Source organism: Acinetobacter sp. 102 (assembly GCF_037028485.1).
Classification (GTDB): domain Bacteria; phylum Pseudomonadota; class Gammaproteobacteria; order Pseudomonadales; family Moraxellaceae; genus Acinetobacter; species Acinetobacter higginsii.
In genome coordinates this window covers 274,793-294,120 of sequence record NZ_JAZEZK010000002.1, presented here as the reverse complement: position 1 = coordinate 294,120, position 19,328 = coordinate 274,793, and the positions used below count along the sequence as shown (strand labels likewise).

Sequence of the window (19,328 nt, the reverse complement as noted above, 5' to 3'; positions counted from 1 at the left end):
CGCATCCGCCAATAAGTCACTGCCTGCAACACTGGCACTCCACGTACCTGTTGCTGTATCTACCGTCGCTGTATAAGTCACACCATTAATCAGCAAAGTAACAACTGTGGTTGCTGCATCTGCTGGGATACCTGTCAACGTTCCTGTCACTGTCACGTTTGATGCAGACTCTGCTGCATTGATAACGTTATCTGCAGTCACAGAATCAATAGTTAAACCTGTACCTGAAACATCTGGGCCAACTGTATCCACTGTTTCTGTACCAGGTACAGATGGGTTACCTGCTGGGTCTGTTGCTACAGCCGTTACTGTACTGCCATTCGGTAAATTACCTGGATTTGGTGTGGTCCATACCCCTGTGGTTGGATCTGTTGGTACTTGAACCGTACTGCCATCTGGGAACGTCACCGTCACCGTCGAACCTGGTTCTGCAGTCCCTGTAATTGGGTCTGTGCCATTGATTGGATTAATCTCTGGTGCATTTGGTGCAGTTGTATCAACTGTATACACTTGGGTATCTGTTACATTGCTGCTATTGCCTGCCGCATCTGTAAACGTAACTTTGGCATCAATGGTTTTATCGCCATCAGCCAATAAACCGCTACCTGGCACACTCACACTCCAAGTGCCATTCGCCGAATTGACTGTCGCTGTATAGGTCACACCATTGACTACAACCGTTACCACTGTGGTTGCTGCATCTGCTGGCACACCTGTCAAGGTTCCAGTTAAGGTTACATTGCCCGCAGATTCTGCTGCATTCAGGACATTGTCTGCAGTGACTGGATCAATATTAAATTTTACGCCATCCGTATTTGGTGGTGTGGTATCTGTATTGTTGTCATTATTGCCCCCACCTCCACCGCCGCCACTTGCTGCTGCGGCTATCCCGCCAATCGCAAGTACAGGTAAAGCCCACAACCATGGACTAAAACCACTCGATGCTTCACCTGCATAAAGTAATGGTTCTACTGCCTGAATTGGCTGCAATGTTGCTGCTTCAACAGGTGCCGCTGCCGCTTCGGGTACTACCGCTGGTGTTTCTTCTAAAAAGACAGCCCCTTCATGATCATCATCATCCGAGTCCGCATCTGCATCTGCGTCCGCATCGGCATCGGCATCACTTTCCATATCCTTAAAGTGTGCCCAGACTAATTGATTATCATCACCTTGTAGTACAAGGCTGTTATCTGCTACCTCACTATTATTAAAGAAATTATGAATAACGATTGTTTCGCCATTTTTTAATACTACAACAGCATTTTCACCATCTCTCTTAACAACTGAAATATCATTTGCAGAGACCTTAATTAATACAACTGAAGGTTCAGAAGGTAATGTTGCTGTTTTTCCCGTCGTATTTACAAGGGTTTGATGACTTTCCTTGGAAATAATCTGTATTTGAGACATGGTTATATTCCTCATTATAAATTATTAATTCTTAATCAATTCTTAATTACATTATTAACTTAAGTTTAAATTATTGTTTCTAAGTGATAGAGTTCACAGCAACACTTTAAATCAAACAAAATAAATGTTAAATAGCGCACAAAATAAAAAAACAAACTTACATTGTAATATTTTTTCATAACAAAATAAGATCATGATTTAAAAGATTAAAAAATAAAAAAGCTTTTCTTAATAATTATAAAAATTACACTTCTAAACAAATATAATAAAATAAGTTATTAGATTCCTAAAAGGTATTTAAATTTAATTTAACAAACTTTTTAAATATATTATTTAAATAATAAATACAAATTGAATTTTCAAATTATTCTTTAATTAAAATTCAAATATAGTTTAACTTTTATTTACCCAATAAAATAAAAAGCCTTTTTATAAAAAGGCTTTTTTAACAAAAAACAAAAATATGCAATTAAAAATTCTCAGGATTCTCTAGTCGCTTAACTTCTTCTCTCTTATTTGGATGATGCATGGTTGCGACTCCATCTTCAGTTTTCTGATCCAATAAAATTTCAGGATTATAGATAGTAATCGTTTCTCTCCCCAAGCTATCCTCATCAACGATATATTTAAAACCACGACGATTCATCTTATTGCACATCCGTTGGTAGAAACCCTTCAGCCCTTGTGTCTCTTCACTCGGATTGTAATAGAAAGCATTCATCACTGCAGGTAAACCAAGACCACAAACCACACCTGACAGCAGTACACTAATAAAGGTATAGCCAATCAAGATACTACTGTATTGGCTCAATTCTGGAATATTCGCCACAGCAAGGATCAACGCCAGTGAAATCCCTCCGCGGACACCGCCCCACGAAAGAATAGCTAAACTGCCGTTGTAACTTTTATTACGGAAGGATGGAAATAGGGCGAAAGCAGCGAAGTTTGCTGCAAAACGAGATAAATGCAGAATAATAAAGGCAATGATGCCACCAATAATTAAGTTGGCACTTAAATCCAGAATAAACAGCTCTAAACCAATCAAAGTAAACAGGAATGAATTGATAATCCCTTCAACAGTATGCCAAAAATGGTTCACTTCACGAATTTCTCTTTGTTCGCGAATTTCCTGCCACTTGTTGCCGACAATCAAACCACCAATGACACAGGCAATCGGAGCAGATGCATGCGCAAATAAAGCAACGAGATAAGAACCACTTGCAAGTAGTGCGGTAGTTAAAATCAAAGACTCCATCTCATGTTTACCTCTTAGTAAACGTAAGATCGCAAAACCAAATGCAAAACCAATAATCACTGCAACAAAGATTTCATATAATAACGTTTCAATTGTTGCCAGTAATGAAAAATGCTCCCCCTGTAAAACTTTTAATAACGTCATAAATAAGGCAATACACATTGCATCATTAAATAAAGACTCACCTTCTAGTTTTACAATCAAATGGTGCGGTGCCCGAATAGAACTTAATACCCCTTTAACGCCAATTGGATCTGTTGCTCCAAGTGCCGCTCCTAATAATAGTAAAACACCAATTGGAACTGGATAACCAACCAACCATTGAAATAAATACAATAATCCTGCGTAAAATCCTGCACATAACACCAGTGCAATCGTGGCTAAAATACCAATTGGTTTCCAGTAACTCCTTAAATCTGAAATTCTAAATTTCAGCGCAGATGACGTTAAAATAAAACAAATCACACCATTGATTAGAAAATCATAAAAATCAATATTTCTTACAGCAGCTTCAATATTATGAATATTAATGGTAATAAATTGATTACCATTTAATAAACTTGCACCCCACTGCAAAATAAAGACAAAAATAGCCGAGACAATTGGAACACCAATGGCCTGAGGAAAACCCAAAATTCGTTTATTAAAAATGGTCGTCGCAATGGATAAGGCAAAAACAACCGTCAATGCTTGTAAAAGAAAAAAGTTACCCATATGACCTCTTTATTTATTCAATTTTAACAACATAAACTTTATTTAAATTTTAAAATTTTAATCAATGATAAAATTCAAAATACTGTGCAATTGAATAAAGAGTGAAGGCCTATGCTGCAATTCATCCATCTTATTATTTAATTTATATTAACAAATGGTTTAGGCACAACAATAAACCAATCATCCTCAATTCAGCATAGACGCTCTTATTTTACGTTATTTGTTCTTCTGATTCGTATATCTTCCGTATAAAAATCAAGGAGCAACGCTCCTTTTTTGTCCTATTTAAAGGTATTGCACTGATTCACGTCACCTGATTTCAAACCGATCTGAAACCATTGCATCCGCTGTTCACTAGTACCATGAGTAAAACTATCTGGCACAACTTGTCCAGTCGCACGGCGTTGTAAATAGTCATCACCAATTTTTTCGGCTGCATCCATTGCTTCTTCAATATCACCTTGTTCAAGGAACTGCGTACGTTTTTGATTCTGATGCGCCCAGATTCCTGCAAAACAATCTGCCTGTAATTCTAAACGTACAGAGAGTTGATTACCTTGTGCTTGACTGGCCTGTGCACGTGCTTGCTGCACCTGACCTGAAATACCTAATAGGTTTTGGATATGATGCCCCACCTCATGCGCAATCACATAGGCCTGAGCAAAATCCCCAGCCTGATCCTGACGAGAAAGTTCTGTTTGATTTTGTTCTCCAGAAATACCCATTTGCTGACGCATATCTTTAAAGAATGAGGTATCAATATAAACTTTCTGATCAGCCGGACAATAAAAAGGTCCCATCGCAGCCTGTGCAGTACCACACCCTGAACGTACAACGCCACTGAAGAGTACTAAGCTTGGCGGCTTATAAGTCATCCCCAGCTGCTGAAAGATTGGTGTCCACGTATCTTCGGTATCTGCCAACACCGTTCCAACAAACTCACTGGCCTCTTTTTGTTCAGCAGTCAAGTTCTGTGGTGCACTGCCTTGTTGAGAAGACTGTGCGGTTACAGCTTGTGTCGCTTGATAGGCTTGTTGAGGGTCAACCCCAAAAAATTTCCAAGCCACAAAGGCGACCACTAGCCCAATAATACTAATACCACCTGCTTTCGCACCGCCACCACCACGACGGTCTTCTACATTGGTACTGACTCGACGACCTTTCCAACGCATAATTACCTCACATAATTCTGATGATGACGACCTAGGTTTAAGTAGATGCTTTTTTTGGCCAGAGTTTCTTAATCAAACTGACAATCATCAACACAACAGCGCCTGCAAGCAAACCAATACCTAAGTTAATCAAGGTTGGTGTTAAAGCACCAATGATTGAACCGACACTTGGAATGAGCTCTAAATGATCAACCGTTTCTTCAGTAAAATGATGCAATAAAGGAATGGTATGCGAAATAATCCCCCCACCCACTAAAAACATTGCAACCGTTCCAACAATTGAAAGTGTTTTCATTAAAATTGGAGCAAAACCAAGTAAACCACGACCGATTTTATTTTTTAATTCAGAAGCTTGTTGTGTAAGATATAAACCTAAATCGTCAATTTTTACGATCATTGCAACTAGGCCATATACCCCGACAGTCATGACGATTGCAATAATACTTAATACTGTCACTTTAGTCATAAATGCAGCTGTTGCAACTGTACCTAACGAAATCACCACAATTTCAGCAGAAAGAATAAAGTCTGTTCGAATCGCTCCCTTTACTTTTTCCTTTTCAAATTTGGCTAAATCGACTTCGACGTGTTGTAAGTTTTCACTGGCCTCCTCTGCTGTTTTGGCTTTTTTATGAAACAGCATATGCACAACCTTCTCTACCCCTTCATAACAGAGGAATAGACCTCCGATCATAAGCAACGGGTTAATCAACCAAGGGGCAACAACACTAATCAATAAGGCCAATGGAACGAGAATTAATTTATTAACAAATGAACCTTTTGCAACACTCCAGACTACAGGTAATTCTCGATCTGATCGTACCCCACTGACTTGTTGGGCATTAAGCGCTAAGTCATCACCTAAAACACCAGCAGTTTTTTTGGCTGCCATTTTACTCATGACAGCAACATCATCTAAAATTGTTGCAATATCATCTAGTAATAGTAATAAACCACTCGCCATTTTTATTTCCTGATTTGTATTTATACAGCCATTGTAGAATCACGCAGTGAAATCACAATATGATTTTAAGAAAAAGTTAAAATTATCGCTGACGAAAAAAATTTATTTCTCGTACAATAATATCAATCTTATATCTATGAAATTACTGAATCTTGGAACATATCATGAGTAATATTGATCAACGTCCCATCATTTTGACAGGCGACCGTCCAACGGGACAACTCCACCTCGGACATTTTGTCGGTTCATTACGTTCTCGTGTAGGTCTACAAGATAGTCACCATCAACATCTGTTATTAGCAGATGCGCAAGCAATGACAGACAATGCTGATAATCCAGATAAAGTCCGCAATAACATCCTGCAAGTTGCACTCGATTATCTTGCTGTCGGGATTGACCCAAGCAAAACCACAATTTGTGTACAGTCTTGCTTACCTGCGTTGAATGAATTGACCATGATTTACCTCAATTACGTGACTGTTGCACGTTTAGAGCGTAACCCTACTGTAAAAGCTGAAATTCAATTACGTAATTTTGAGCGTGATATTCCAGCAGGCTTCCTGTGCTACCCAATTGCACAAGCAGCAGACATTACCGCATTTAAAGCGACTGTCGTTCCTGTTGGTGAAGATCAACTCCCAATGATCGAACAAACCAACGAAGTGGTACGTCGTATTAATCGTCAAATTGGTCATGATCTATTACCAGAATGTAAAGCCCTGTTGTCAAATATGGCACGCTTACCTGGTTTTGATGGCAAAGCGAAGATGTCGAAATCTTTGGGCAATACCATTGTGTTGAATGCTACAGATAAAGACATCAAAAAAGCTGTCAATGCAATGTATACCGATCCAAACCATCTTCGTATTGAAGACCCAGGTCAGGTTGAAGGCAACATCGTATTTACCTATCTTGATGCTTTCGATCCAAACAAAGAAGAAGTGGAAGAATTAAAAGCACATTATCGTCGTGGTGGTCTCGGTGATGGTACTGTGAAAAAGCGCTTGGAAGGTGTTTTGCAAGAGCTAATTGCCCCGATTCGTGAACGTCGTGCTGAGCTGGAAAAAGATCCAGATTACATTATGGATGTATTGAAACAAGGTACCGAAAAGTGCCGCATCATTACTCAACAAACACTGGATGAAGTGAAAGCGGGAATTGGATTATTTAAATTCTAATTTGCGTTACTTTTCACATAAAAAGCCCTTGATTGGGCTTTTTATGTTTTAAGCATTTGATTTAAGTTTTATTTTAGAACTCATCCAAACAATCAAAAACTAACAATTATCGTCACTTCTTAACATCTATTAACAGTAGTTAACATGAATACCGATGAACTTAGTCAGGTTTTTAAATACTATGGCGTTGTAGGTTAGTTAACACTAATCTCATGACATTTCTCCTTTCAACCGAAACTGTTTTAAACAGATTCGTTGTTCAACGCAGTGATCACCCCAATCATTGCGTTTTTTTTCGTCTGCAAGATTGTGGTCAATTTAGGTTGAAATTTAGACGTGTTGGCTTTACTCTTATAACTGTTTTATTTTTATAAAAAATTTATTAATTAACGCTAAAAGAAATAAGAGTAATTACGATGATCTGGGATCTTTTAACACATCCTTCTAACCTTGTTTTTAGCATTGCTTTAATGCTATGCCTGTTTATTGGCCTGCTCGAATTCATTCTATTATTATTCGGTGGTAGTTCTAGCTTTTTAGAACAATTTTTACCTGATAGTCTGAGCGATATTGATCATGCAGATGTCTCTGTAGAACAATCTGATTCTGTTTTGATCCAGTTTTTAGAATGGCTGTATTTGGGTAAAGTCCCTTTACTGATCTGGCTGATCATCTTCTTAACCGTCTATGCACTCACAGGTTTAATCATCCAAGACCTGTTCTATCAATTTACAGAACATTATCTTTCTGCGTGGATCATTGCCCCTGCCTGCTTATTTCTCTGTATGCCACTGGTCCGTTACAGCGCTGCATTAATTGCCAAAATTATTCCTAAAGATGAAACCACAGCAATTCAAGCAGACGATCTAATTGGCAGAACAGCACATATCATTTTAGGGGATGCTAAACCCAACTCCCCTGCACAAGCCAAAGTTAAAGACCAATTTGGCCAAACCCATTACGTCTTGGTTGAACCCGAACTTGATCTGGTTTTCCATCAAGGACAAGATGTGATTTTAACGCAAAGAACCAAAATTGGATTCCAAGCGATTGCTGCTTAATTTTTATATTTATGACTACATGAGGGTGTTTACATGTTGAATTCAGCATTGACTGAAATTTTAATTATTACTGGTGTTATTTTTGCAGCACTGATTTTTATTGGCATAATTATCGCCCGTCTCTATACCCGTTCAAGTAAAGAAGTTTCTTTTGTGCGCACTGGTTTTGGTGGCGAAAAAGTCATTTTAAATGGCGGTGCAATTGTTCTCCCTGTCTTACACGAAATTATTCCTGTAAATATGAATACCTTACGTTTAGAGGTAAAACGTGCTGCAGACCAAGCCCTGATTACCCGTGACCGGATGCGTGTCGATGTCATGGCTGAATTCTATGTTCGTGTTAAACCGATTGCAGAGTCCATTGCGACTGCTGCACAAACCTTGGGGCGTAAAACCATGTCCCCGCCAGAGCTTAAAGATCTGGTCGAAGGTAAATTTGTCGATTCACTTCGTGCCGTTGCTGCAGAAATGGCAATGGAAGAACTACATGAAAAGCGTGTCGACTTTGTGCAAAAAGTTCAACAAGTCGTGTCTGAAGATTTATCCAAAAATGGTCTAGAACTTGAAACCGTATCTTTAACGGGTCTAGACCAAACTAGCTTTAAATTCTTTAATCCACAAAATGCGTTTGATGCGGAAGGTTTAACCAAGCTGACCGAAACCATTGAAGACCGTCGCAAGAAACGCAATGATATTGAACAAGATGCTGACCTTGCGATTCGTGCCAAGAACTTACAAGCAGAACGTGCTCGTTTAGAAATTTCACGTGAAGAAGAATATGCAAAGTTGCAACAAGAGCGCGAAATCTCGATTCGTAAAGCTGAACAAACTGCAGAAATCGCCTCTCAAGAAGCAGGTAAAAAACGTGAGGCTGAAGAAGCTCAAATTGCGGCTGAGCGTGAAGTGGAACTAAAACGAATTGCTTCTGCTCGTGATGTAGAGAATGAAAATATTCAAAAAGCTCAGCTCATTCAAAAAGCACAGGTCGAACAGAAGAAAACTATTGAATTGGCTGAGCAAGATCGCGCCATTGCCATTGCTGAAAAATCTCGTGCTGAATCAGAAGCCAAAGCGCAAGCAGACAAGGCTCGTGCCGAAGCGGTGAAAGCAGAGGAAGAAGTTGTGACGGTACGTGAAACACAACGTGCTGAGCGTCAAAAAGCAGTCGAGCTGGTTGCAGCTAAACAAACGGCAGAGAAAGAAGCCATTGCAATTACGGTTGCTGCGGATGCAGGTAAAAAAGCCGCTGCTGATGAAGCAGAAGCAGTACGTATTGCAGCAGAAGCAGATGCTGAAAAGATTCGCTTAAAAGCGAAAGGTGAGGCGGATGCAAAAATCCTACTTGCTCAAGCGTTGGAAAAACAATATCAGGTTGATGCGGAAGGTGCGCGTGCGGTGAATGAAGCAGCCAATACTCTTTCTGCTGAACAGGTTGAAATGCAAGTTCGCTTAGCTTTGCTTAAACACTTACCTGAGATCATTCGCGAAAGTGTTAAACCAATGGAGAATATTGATGATATCAAGATTTTACAAGTTAATGGTTTAAATGGTTTTGCAGGTGGCGGTACTGTCGGTAGCGATACGGTTGAAAATGGTCAAACCTCTTTATCTGATCAAGTGGTAAATAGTGCCCTACGCTACCGCTCACAAGCACCACTCATTGATAGCTTAATGAATGAACTTGGCTTACAAGGTGGTGATATTAATGGTTTAACGCAAGGGTTAAAACCAAAAGAGTAGACCAACAATCTTATGGCTAGAGAGCTGTAAGTCATTTCAAAAATCGGTTGTCTTGCAGCCGATTTTTTTATTTTTATAAAGTAAATCAGCACTTCTCGCTTCTGCAAAAATTCAAATGATGTTGATGTCATCATTCATTCACTTAGGCTTCTCATACTGCAAAATCCCCACCTCAGTAAATAAATGAGATGCCAATATGTCGCAGTTTATTCAAAGCCGTCGTCGTTTCTTAATTAATAGTGGAAAATTGGCTGTCGGTGTTGCATCTTTTTCAACCTTGGCTGCCTGCGGCCTAAATGACAACAAAGCCCCAGCAATTATTCTTCCAGAGCATGCCAGACCCAAACTCCCGTCTGGTATTCAAATTGGTGATGTCCGCAATGGCAATGCAACCATTTGGGCACAATCAGATCGAGCTTCGAAACTACGTGTAGAATATGACTTTACTGATCGCTTTAAACAACCCAAAGTCGTATCAGGCCCAGTGGTAACCGCAGCCAGTGACTATACAGGGCGAGTGAATCTGACAGGTTTACCAAATGATCAGCATATTTTTTTGCGAGTTAGCTTTGAAGATGCGACACAAAATAATGCCACCAGTGAAATCTATACAGGTAGCTTCCGCACCATATCAACAGGCACCTCCCCCATTCGCTTTGTTTGGGGTGGTGATGTTGTGGGACAAGGTTGGGGTATTAATCCCGATATTGGAGGCATGAAAATCTGGGAAACGATGCGGCTACGTCAACCAGACTTTTTTATTCATAGTGGTGACACCATTTACGCAGATGGTCCGATCCAAAATACGGTGACTTTACAAGCAGGACAATCATTAAAGCCCGATGAGCTGCGCATCTGGAAAAATATTGTCACAGAAGAAGTCAGTAAAGTCGCTGAAAGCCTAAAAGAATTCCGTGGTCGCTATCGTTATAATTTTATGGATGAAAACTTACGGAAATTCGCTGCAGAAGTACCGCAAATTTGGCAATGGGATGACCATGAGGTTACCAATAACTGGTCTGCTACCAAAGATCTGAGCAAAAATAATGCTTATACCGAAAAAGACATCAATACGCTGAGTTATCGTGGCAAGCAAGCATTTTTAGAATACTCTCCGATGCCATGGACAACTGAGGCATTCAGCGATCAGCGTATTTACCGTAAAATCAGTCATGGTCCATTACTAGATGTATTTGTACTCGATATGCGGTCGTATCGTGGAGGTAATAGTACCAATTTACAGGCCAGTCTAAATGCAGACACAGCCTTTCTCGGTGAAACTCAAGTCAACTGGCTGGTGGATGAATTGTCTAATTCAAAAGCCGTATGGAAAGTGATTGCTGCAGATATGCCGATTGGTTTAAATGTGCAAGATAATTTTGGCGTCGCTGACGGTATTGCTAAAACATGGGAAGCGATTGCAAATGGCAACAATGGCGCACCTCTCGGGCGTGAACTGGAAATTGCTGGCTTACTTCGTCGTATTAAGTCAGTAAAAAACATTATATGGCTAACAGCCGATGTTCATTATTGTGCCGCACATTATTATGATAATACTCGGGCTCAATTTACTGATTTTTCACCCTTCTGGGAGTTTGTAGCAGGTCCTTTAAATGCGGGTACTTTTGGTCCTAATCAAATGGATGCAACCTTTGGTGGACAAGTGATCTTTGAAAAAACTCCACCCGCAGGTAAAGCAAATCTCTCGCCTTTAGATGGGTACCAGTTCTTTGGTGAAGTGAATATTGATCCCCAAAGTAAAGCGTTAAAAGTTGAATTTTTTAATCTGGACGGTATTTCCCAATATACTCAAGAATTAACAGCCGTGTTGGGTTAAAGCTCAAACATTAAAACAAAACTGAATAATAACCCAATAAAAAACCCCAATGTTTCCATTGGGGTTTTTTTAAAGATTAAAATCTAACGTATTACGCTAAACCTTTCTCTTTTAAAACTTGCAACATAGTAGAACCAAGCTCAGCTGGGCTACGCGTGTAAGCCATTCCTGCGCGTTCAAATGCAGCGAATTTCTCTTCAGCAGTACCTTGGCCACCAGAAATGATCGCACCAGCGTGACCCATACGTTTACCTTTAGGTGCAGTTACACCCGCGATGTAACCGACTACAGGCTTAGTCACGTTAGATTTGATGAATTCAGCAGCTTCTTCTTCTGCTGTACCACCGATCTCACCGATCATAATGATTGCATCAGTATCTGGATCGTCTTGGAACAATTGAAGCGCTTCAATCTGGTTCATACCTGGGATTGGGTCACCACCAATACCGATACAAGTAGACTGACCTAAACCAAGCTTAGTTGTTTGAGCAACAGCTTCATAAGTCAATGTACCTGAACGTGAAATGATACCAATACGACCTGGTTGGTGGATGTGACCAGGCATAATACCAATCTTACATTCACCTGGAGTGATCACGCCTGGGCAGTTAGGACCAACTAAACGAGTACCGTTACCGTTAGTTTCTAAGTAGCGTTTCGCTTTAAGCATGTCGATTGTTGGAACACCTTCAGTGATCACAACGATTAGGCCAACACCTGAATCAACCGCTTCAACGATTGAGTCTAAAACGAATGGAGCTGGTACATAGATAACAGATGCATCTGCATTTGTTTCACGTACCGCTTCTTTCATTGTGTTGAATACTGGTAGGTCAAGGTGAGTTGTACCACCTTTACCAGGAGTAACACCACCAACAACTTTTGTACCGTAGTCTAAAGCTTGTGCAGAGTGGAAAGTACCGTTTTTACCAGTAAAACCTTGTACCAATACTTTAGTGTCTTTATTAATTAATACGCTCATGATTGATACTCCTTACGCTTTAACTGCAGCTACAACTTTTTCTGCGGCATCAGATAAACCGTTCGCAGAAATTAATTTCAAACCTGATTCATCAAGTAATTTAGCACCTAACTCAGCGTTGTTACCTTCTAAACGAACAACAACTGGTACAGTTACATTTACTTCTTGAACCGCTGCAATAATTGCTTCAGCAATCATGTCACAACGTACGATACCACCGAAGATGTTGATTAAAACACCTTGTACAGAAGTATCAGCAAGGATGATTTTGAACGCTTCGATTACACGCTCTTTCGTTGCACCGCCACCAACGTCAAGGAAGTTTGCAGGCTGACCACCATAAAGTTTGATGATGTCCATAGTTGCCATTGCAAGACCAGCACCATTCACCATACAACCGATGTTACCTTCTAAAGCAACATAGTTAAGATCAAATTCAGATGCTTTTAATTCACGCTCATTCTCTTGAGACTTGTCACGTAAAGCAGCAACTTTAGGTAAACGGTAAAGCGCGTTAGAGTCGATACCTACTTTCGCATCTACACATAAAATATCGCCATTTTCACGAACTGAAAGTGGGTTAATTTCGAATAATGCAAAGTCATTTTCAACAAATGCTTGGTAAGCAGCAGCCATAATTTTTACGAATTGGCTGATTTGCTTGTCTTTCAAACCTAAAGCAAACGCAACTTCGCGTGCTTGGAATGGTTGTAAGCCAACTAAAGGATCAACTTCAACTTTGATAATTTTTTCAGGCGTTTCTTCTGCTACTTTCTCGATTTCTACACCACCTTCGGTAGAAGCCATGAAAGTAATACGACGGCTAGAACGGTCTACAACCGCGCCCAAGTAAAGCTCACGCTCAACTGGATAAACGTCTTCAGCAACGATAATGCTGTTAACCGGTTGACCGTTTGCATCTGTTTGATACGTTACAAGACGAGTACCAATGATATTGTTTGCAAACTCGATAACATCTTCTTTAGATTTTGCAACTTTAACGCCACCAGCCTTACCACGACCACCAGCATGAACTTGCGCTTTCATTACAGCGAATTTACCACCAAGCTGTTCAAATGCAGCAACTGCTTCGTCTGCATTTGTTGCCAAGATACCTTCTTGTACTGGCATGCCATATTCTTTCAATAACGCTTTAGCTTGATACTCATGTAAGTTCATTTAGTTACCTACTATGTTGTTTGTAGTGATACAGCCTTGATCTTCTTAAAATCAGACTGCTACATATTGAATCAATGATTGTCTAAATAAGACAATCATCATCATTCAAAAAAAGTGTGGCGAACCACACTTTATATTTATTTACGCTTACGTTGAATCGCGTGGATTGCACGACCGTCAACAGAAAGCGCTGCTTCATGTACAACTTCAGAGAAAGTCGGGTGACCGAAAGTCATCAATTGTAAATCTTCAACAGAAGAAACAAATTCAAGCGCGATCATACCTTGGTGTACGATATCAGATGCATTAGGACCCACAACGTGCATACCTAAAAGACGATCTGTTTTCGCATCAGCAACGAATTTCACAAAACCAGCAGTATCACCAGCAGCCAACGCACGACCATTCACCGCAAACGGGAATTGACCTGCTTTAACTTCGTGACCTTTTTCAGCGGCTTGTTCTTCAGTTAAACCAACCCAAGCTGCTTCTGGGTGTGTGTAAATAACGCTGATGATCGTGTCATAGTTCACTTGAGCTGCGTGACCGTGAATACGTTCAACAGCCATTACGCCCTCTTCCATTGCTTTATGTGCAAGCATTGGACCGCGTACCAAGTCACCAATCGCGTAAACACCTTCTACAGATGTTTGACATTGGTCATTTACATCAACCAAACCACGCTCAGTCAATTTAATGCCTGAATCTTCAGCCAATAAACCTTCTGCATATGCTTTACGGCCTACACAAACGATAAGCTTGTCAAAAACTTGTTCTTTGTCTTCGCCAGCTTGGTTGTATTTAACCGTTACTTCTTGACCATTGGTTTCAGCGCCAGAAACTTTCGCGCCAATACGGATATCCAAACCTTGTTTCTTCAAGATTTTTTGATATTCCTTCGCCAATGCTTTATCAGCCATTGGTAAGAATGCATCTAATGCTTCAAACACAACAACTTCTGATCCAAGACGACGCCATACAGAGCCAAGTTCTAGACCGATAACACCAGCACCAATTACACCAAGACGCTTAGGAACTTCTGAGAATTTCAATGCGCCAGTCGAATCAACAATTAAGTCTTCATCAACAGGTGCTACTGGAATATTTACAGGTACAGAACCCGTCGCAAGAATCACGTACTTTGGTTCTAAAACTTGTACTTCACCTTCAAACGGTGTGAATTCTACTTTTTTACCTGCAAGTAATTTACCAGTACCTTGTAACCACTCGATACCATTACCTTTTAGTAATTGAGCAACACCACCCGTCAATTGATCAACAACTTTGTCTTTACGCGCCAACAAAGTGTCTAAATCAAATTTAACTTCACCTGTGGTGATACCGTGTTCAGCAAGTTCATGAACAGTTGCTTCGTAACGGTGAGAAGAGTCAAGCAATGCTTTAGAAGGGATACAACCAACGTTTAAACAGGTACCACCTAAAGATGGCTTACCATTGTGAATACGTTTTTCGATACAAGCGACTTTGAAACCAAGTTGAGCTGCACGAATCGCCGCTTCATAACCACCAGGTCCACCGCCAATGACAACAAGATCAAACTGTTGAGACATTTTTATCTCCAAAATCCCATATAAAGGATCACTTTATATGGGAGGCAATATTTGTAGTATTAAAGATCAAGAATGAGTTTAGCTGGTTCTTCTAACAATTCTTTGATTGTTACCAAGAAACCTACAGCTTCTTTACCATCGATTAAACGGTGGTCATAAGAAAGCGCTAAGTACATCATTGGCAAGATTTCAACTTGACCATTTACCGCCATAGGACGTTCTTGGATTTTATGCATACCCAAAATCGCTGTTTGCGGCGTATTCAAAATTGGCGTAGATAATAATGAACCGAAAGTACCACCATTGGTAATCGTGAACGTACCGCCAGTCATGTCTTCGATACCTAATTTACCGTCACGCGCTTTAAAAGCGTAATCACGGATACCGTTTTCCACTTCTGCATAGTTCATACGGTCAGTATCACGAAGGACTGGTACAACTAAGCCACGCTCACTCGATACAGCAACACCGATGTCATAGAAACCGTGATAAACAATATCATCACCATCAATAGAACCGTTCACTGCTGGGTAGCGTTTTAATGCTTCAGTCGCTGCTTTAACAAAGAAAGACATAAAGCCTAAACGCGCACCATGACGTTTTTCGAAAGCATCTTTATATTGCTTACGCATTTCCATGATTGGCTTCATGTTAACTTCGTTAAACGTTGTTAACATTGCAGTTTGTTGTGTAGCCGCCAATAAACGCTCAGCAACACGTTTACGTAAACGTGTCATCGGAACACGTTTCTCGATACGCTCGCCTACAGCAACGCTTAATGGTTGAACTGATGCAGCAGGTTTAGCTTGATGGCTAGCAACATCTTCTTTGGTGATGCGACCACCGCGGCCTGTACCTTGTACGTCAGCAGCATTGATACCAGTTTCAGATAATGCTTTACGAACTGCAGGCGCTTGGTTTTGATCAACTGCTTGAGTTGATGCAGCAGCCGCAGGAGCAGATGCAGCAGGTGCCGCTTCTGCTGGTGCAGCAGCCTCAGGAGCAGCTGCAGCAACAGCACCAGCTTCGAATTGAGCAATCACTTCGTCAGAAAGAACTGTATCGCCTTCACCTTTGATGATTGCAACTAAGCTACCATCAGCTGGAGCAACCACTTCTAAAACAACTTTATCGGTTTCAATGTCACAGATCACTTCATCACGTGATACAGGTTCACCTACTTTCTTGTGCCAAGTTGCGATCGTACCGTCAGCAACTGACTCTGGAAATACCGGTGCTTTAATTTCGGTTGCCATTATTTAGAATCTCCTGATTGTTCAACTTCAATCGCAAGTGCGTCATTGATAAGCTGAGCTTGTTGTTTTGCATGCAAGTATGGCGAGCCACAAGCAGGTGCGGCAGATGCTTCACGACCAGCATAGCTAATACGGATTTGTTTACCAGATTTAAGAACATCTTCATACAAACGAGGAACGATGAACAACCAAGCGCCTTGGTTCTTCGGCTCTTCTTGTGTCCAAACAAGTTCTTGAATGTTTGGATAAGCTGCCATTACTTCAGCTAAGCGTTGTTCTGGGTATGGATATAACTGCTCGATACGAACAATCGCGATATGGTTTAAACCAAGCTCACGACGTTTTTCGAGTAAATCGTAATAAACCTTACCGCCACAAAGCACTAAGCGAGTTACGTCAGCTTTGTTGATTTGATCAATTTCATCGATCACAGTTTGGAATGAACCGTTTGCTAATTCATCTAAAGTTGAAGTCGCAAGTTTATGACGCAATAACGATTTTGGCGACATCACGATCATTGGCTTACGAATCGGACGAACTGCCTGACGACGTAATGCATGGAAAATCTGTGCAGGTGTCGTAGGTGTCATCACTTGCATGTTGTCTTCAGCACATAGCTGTAAGAAACGCTCTAAACGTGCAGATGAATGCTCTGGACCTTGACCTTCATAACCGTGCGGTAACAACATAGTTAGACCACACACACGCTCCCACTTGGTTTCACCCGAAGCGATAAACTGGTCAATTACAACTTGTGCACAGTTAGCGAAGTCACCAAATTGAGCTTCCCAAACGATCAAGCTTTTTGGCAATGTGGTTGAATAACCGTATTCAAATGCAAGCACTGCTTCTTCTGACAATAAAGAGTCATAAACCGCAGTACGTGGCTGATTTTCTTTGATATGGCAAAGTGGAATATAAACAGAACCATCCACTTGGTTATGTAATTTGGCATGACGGTGCGAGAATGTACCACGACCCACGTCTTCACCCGTAATACGAACCAAGAAACCATCATCAAGTAAAGTCGCATACGCTAAGGTTTCTGCAGCACCCCAGTTGAGTGGCATTTCACCTGTTTGCATTTTCACGCGATCATCAATGACTTTTTGAACTTGACGCTGTAATACAAAACCTTCTGGTAATGTATTCATTGTTAAACCAAGTTCTTTCAAACGATCGATACTGAATGTTGTGTCCCAAAGATCTGTGTATTCATGACCCAAATATGGTGTCCAATCGACAAACATTTTTTTGTTTGGTTCACGAACTAAAGCATTGGCAACATGGTTACCCGCTTCCAAATCAGAACGGTAGCCTTCAACCATTGCATCTGCGCTTGCGCGATCGAGTACTTTTTCTTGAACCAATTGATCAGCATACAAGGTACGCGTAGTCGCTTTCTTGTTGATCACTTGATACATCAATGGCTGAGTTGCAGATGGTTCATCTGCCTCGTTATGACCGCGACGACGGTAGCAGAACAAGTCTAAAATGACATCTTTACGGAAAGTATGACGGAAATCATGAGCAAGCTGAGTTACGAAAATCACAGCTTCAGGATCATCACCATTCACATGGAAAATCGGTGATTGGATCATTTTTGCAACGTCAGTACAGTATTCTGTAGAACGTGTATCACGTGGATCAGAGGTCGTGAAACCAACTTGGTTGTTAATCACGATATGGACTGTACCGCCCACTGTATAACCACGTGTTTGTGACATTTGGAAGGTTTCTTGGTTTACACCTTGACCCGCAAATGCAGCATCACCATGTACAATCACTGGAAGAACGTCATCACCGCCAATGTCTTTACGACGAACTTGACGTGCACGAACCGAACCTTCAACTACAGGACCAACGATCTCTAAGTGTGATGGGTTAAACGCTAATGCTAAGTGAACTTCGCCACCTGGAGTCATCACGTTTGAAGAGAAGCCTTGGTGATACTTAACGTCACCAGAACCTTTTTTATGCAGGCTCTTGCCTTCGAACTCACCAAACAGATCAGCTGGGTTTTTACCCATGATGTTGACAAGAAGGTTGAGACGACCACGGTGTGGCATACCAATCACAACTTCTTTACAACCGACGCTACCTGCACGTTGAATGATTTCGTTCATCATTGGAATAAAAGACTCACCGCCTTCTACACCAAAACGTTTCGCGCCAACGAATTTATTACCAAGATACTTTTCTAAGCCTTCTGCAGCAGTCAAACGCTCTAGGAAGCCTTTCTTCTGATCACTGCTATAGTTAAATTTACCGCGAACACTTTCCAAACGTTGTTGAATCCAACGTTTCTCTTTAGTGTCAACGATATGCATATATTCCACGCCAACTGAACTACAGTAAGTCGCTTCCATTGCCTCAACCATTTCAGACAATGTTGCTTCTGCTTTTCCAATTGCGAGGTTGCCTGTATTAAATACAGTATCGAGATCAGACTTAGTTAAACCGTGTGCAGATAAATCGAGGTCAGGAACGTCTTCGCGTTTCGCAAGACCTAATGGATCGAGTTTAGCTTTTTGATGACCACGGTTACGGTAAGCAGCGATGAGTTGTAATACACCAATTTGACGACGCTCATGTTCTGTACTTACAGTGCTTTGTACGACAGGCTGAACTCGGCTGGCATTACGTCCCAAAAGGAGGAATTGCTCGCGCACACTGCCGTGTGGTTGATCACCTTTAGGGTATTTATCGAAATATTCACGCCAATCCTCTGACACTGAGGTTGGAGAAGTTAGGTACTGCTCGTATAGCTCTTCAATATACGCTGCACTATCAGCGGAAAGTTCAGTGTCAAGACGCGATGCGTCAGCAACTTCTTGCATTTTTGGACCCATTTCCTATTGCAAAAAATAATACAGGCTGCCTTTTAAGCACACCCATGATTCATAGTGTCAAATTGGTAAACACGACACTACTACTCAAGATCATCCAACCTTGAGACATTATTACTACACATCAGGAGTATTCCCTTTGATGTAACAAATGAGCTAC

Annotated in this window: 13 protein-coding genes; 4 read left to right on the top strand and 9 right to left on the bottom strand. The window is 40.9% G+C overall.

Annotated elements, in window-relative coordinates; translation table 11 throughout:
- The 4 genes from WA352_RS03595 to WA352_RS03580 all read right to left on the bottom strand — a co-directional run.
- On the bottom strand, positions 1 to 1,410 hold a 1,410-nt coding region (locus tag WA352_RS03595; protein WP_336141309.1), incomplete at its 3' end, for a BapA/Bap/LapF family prefix-like domain-containing protein.
- A 469-nt stretch (positions 1,411 to 1,879) separates the two neighbouring features.
- A complete protein-coding gene (locus WA352_RS03590; protein ID WP_005322781.1) occupies positions 1,880 to 3,379 on the bottom strand; it encodes a cation:proton antiporter in 1,500 nt (499 codons plus the stop codon).
- Between the two features lie 281 nt (positions 3,380 to 3,660).
- The gene (gene ypfJ / locus WA352_RS03585) at positions 3,661 to 4,551 is read right to left on the bottom strand and encodes a KPN_02809 family neutral zinc metallopeptidase (protein ID WP_005205856.1); all 891 of its coding nucleotides are present in this window, start codon (positions 4,549 to 4,551) and stop codon (positions 3,661 to 3,663) included.
- A gap of 37 nt (positions 4,552 to 4,588) precedes the next feature.
- Positions 4,589 to 5,515 carry a DUF808 domain-containing protein gene (locus WA352_RS03580; RefSeq protein WP_004803183.1) on the bottom strand — a complete coding sequence of 309 codons (927 nt, stop codon included), beginning with the start codon at positions 5,513 to 5,515 and terminating at the stop codon, positions 4,589 to 4,591.
- A gap of 164 nt (positions 5,516 to 5,679) precedes the next feature.
- Here WA352_RS03580 and trpS point away from each other — a divergent pair, with 164 nt between their 5' ends.
- From trpS to WA352_RS03560, 4 genes are all read left to right on the top strand, one after another.
- The gene (gene trpS / locus WA352_RS03575; protein WP_004652187.1) at positions 5,680 to 6,693 is read left to right on the top strand and encodes a tryptophan--tRNA ligase; all 1,014 of its coding nucleotides are present in this window, start codon (positions 5,680 to 5,682) and stop codon (positions 6,691 to 6,693) included.
- 416 nt (positions 6,694 to 7,109) lie between these two features.
- Complete coding sequence (locus WA352_RS03570; protein WP_005205862.1) at positions 7,110 to 7,754, top strand: YqiJ family protein; 645 nt, start codon at positions 7,110 to 7,112, stop codon at positions 7,752 to 7,754.
- A 33-nt stretch (positions 7,755 to 7,787) separates the two neighbouring features.
- Entirely contained in the window at positions 7,788 to 9,494 is a 1,707-nt protein-coding gene (locus WA352_RS03565; RefSeq protein WP_005205870.1) for a flotillin family protein, read from the top strand.
- A 196-nt stretch (positions 9,495 to 9,690) separates the two neighbouring features.
- A complete protein-coding gene (locus WA352_RS03560) occupies positions 9,691 to 11,331 on the top strand; it encodes an alkaline phosphatase D family protein (RefSeq protein ID WP_336141306.1) in 1,641 nt (546 codons plus the stop codon).
- A 91-nt stretch (positions 11,332 to 11,422) separates the two neighbouring features.
- On the opposite strand, the gene sucD is transcribed toward WA352_RS03560, so the two are convergent.
- The 5 genes from sucD to WA352_RS03535 all read right to left on the bottom strand — a co-directional run bounded on the left by sucD (position 11,423) and on the right by WA352_RS03535 (position 19,159).
- Positions 11,423 to 12,313, bottom strand: a complete 891-nt coding sequence (gene sucD / locus WA352_RS03555; protein ID WP_003655479.1) for a succinate--CoA ligase subunit alpha — start codon at positions 12,311 to 12,313, stop codon at positions 11,423 to 11,425.
- 12 nt (positions 12,314 to 12,325) lie between these two features.
- Positions 12,326 to 13,492 carry an ADP-forming succinate--CoA ligase subunit beta gene (gene sucC / locus WA352_RS03550; RefSeq protein WP_003655470.1) on the bottom strand — a complete coding sequence of 389 codons (1,167 nt, stop codon included), beginning with the start codon at positions 13,490 to 13,492 and terminating at the stop codon, positions 12,326 to 12,328.
- Positions 13,493 to 13,629: 137 nt separating this feature from the next.
- On the bottom strand, positions 13,630 to 15,063 hold the full coding sequence (gene lpdA / locus WA352_RS03545; RefSeq protein WP_004803172.1) for a dihydrolipoyl dehydrogenase: 1,434 nt from the start codon (positions 15,061 to 15,063) through the stop codon (positions 13,630 to 13,632).
- Positions 15,064 to 15,122: 59 nt separating this feature from the next.
- Entirely contained in the window at positions 15,123 to 16,319 is a 1,197-nt protein-coding gene (gene odhB, locus WA352_RS03540) for a 2-oxoglutarate dehydrogenase complex dihydrolipoyllysine-residue succinyltransferase (RefSeq protein WP_004803170.1), read from the bottom strand.
- Positions 16,319 to 19,159 (bottom strand): 2-oxoglutarate dehydrogenase E1 component, encoded by a 2,841-nt coding sequence (locus WA352_RS03535; protein ID WP_336141300.1) that lies wholly within the window; start codon positions 19,157 to 19,159, stop codon positions 16,319 to 16,321. Before WA352_RS03535 ends, odhB begins: the two co-directional genes overlap by 1 nt.
- Positions 19,160 to 19,328: the final 169 nt, after the last annotated feature.

Coding starts and splice junctions, on each gene's coding strand:
- WA352_RS03590 (WP_005322781.1), bottom strand. CDS start 3,379: ATGGGTAACTTTTTTCTTTTACAAGCATTGACGGTTGTTTTTGCCTTA.
- ypfJ (WP_005205856.1), bottom strand. CDS start 4,551: ATGCGTTGGAAAGGTCGTCGAGTCAGTACCAATGTAGAAGACCGTCGT.
- WA352_RS03580 (WP_004803183.1), bottom strand. CDS start 5,515: ATGGCGAGTGGTTTATTACTATTACTAGATGATATTGCAACAATTTTA.
- trpS (WP_004652187.1), top strand. CDS start 5,680: ATGAGTAATATTGATCAACGTCCCATCATTTTGACAGGCGACCGTCCA.
- WA352_RS03570 (WP_005205862.1), top strand. CDS start 7,110: ATGATCTGGGATCTTTTAACACATCCTTCTAACCTTGTTTTTAGCATT.
- WA352_RS03565 (WP_005205870.1), top strand. CDS start 7,788: ATGTTGAATTCAGCATTGACTGAAATTTTAATTATTACTGGTGTTATT.
- WA352_RS03560 (WP_336141306.1), top strand. CDS start 9,691: ATGTCGCAGTTTATTCAAAGCCGTCGTCGTTTCTTAATTAATAGTGGA.
- sucD (WP_003655479.1), bottom strand. CDS start 12,313: ATGAGCGTATTAATTAATAAAGACACTAAAGTATTGGTACAAGGTTTT.
- sucC (WP_003655470.1), bottom strand. CDS start 13,492: ATGAACTTACATGAGTATCAAGCTAAAGCGTTATTGAAAGAATATGGC.
- lpdA (WP_004803172.1), bottom strand. CDS start 15,063: ATGTCTCAACAGTTTGATCTTGTTGTCATTGGCGGTGGACCTGGTGGT.
- odhB (WP_004803170.1), bottom strand. CDS start 16,319: ATGGCAACCGAAATTAAAGCACCGGTATTTCCAGAGTCAGTTGCTGAC.
- WA352_RS03535 (WP_336141300.1), bottom strand. CDS start 19,159: ATGCAAGAAGTTGCTGACGCATCGCGTCTTGACACTGAACTTTCCGCT.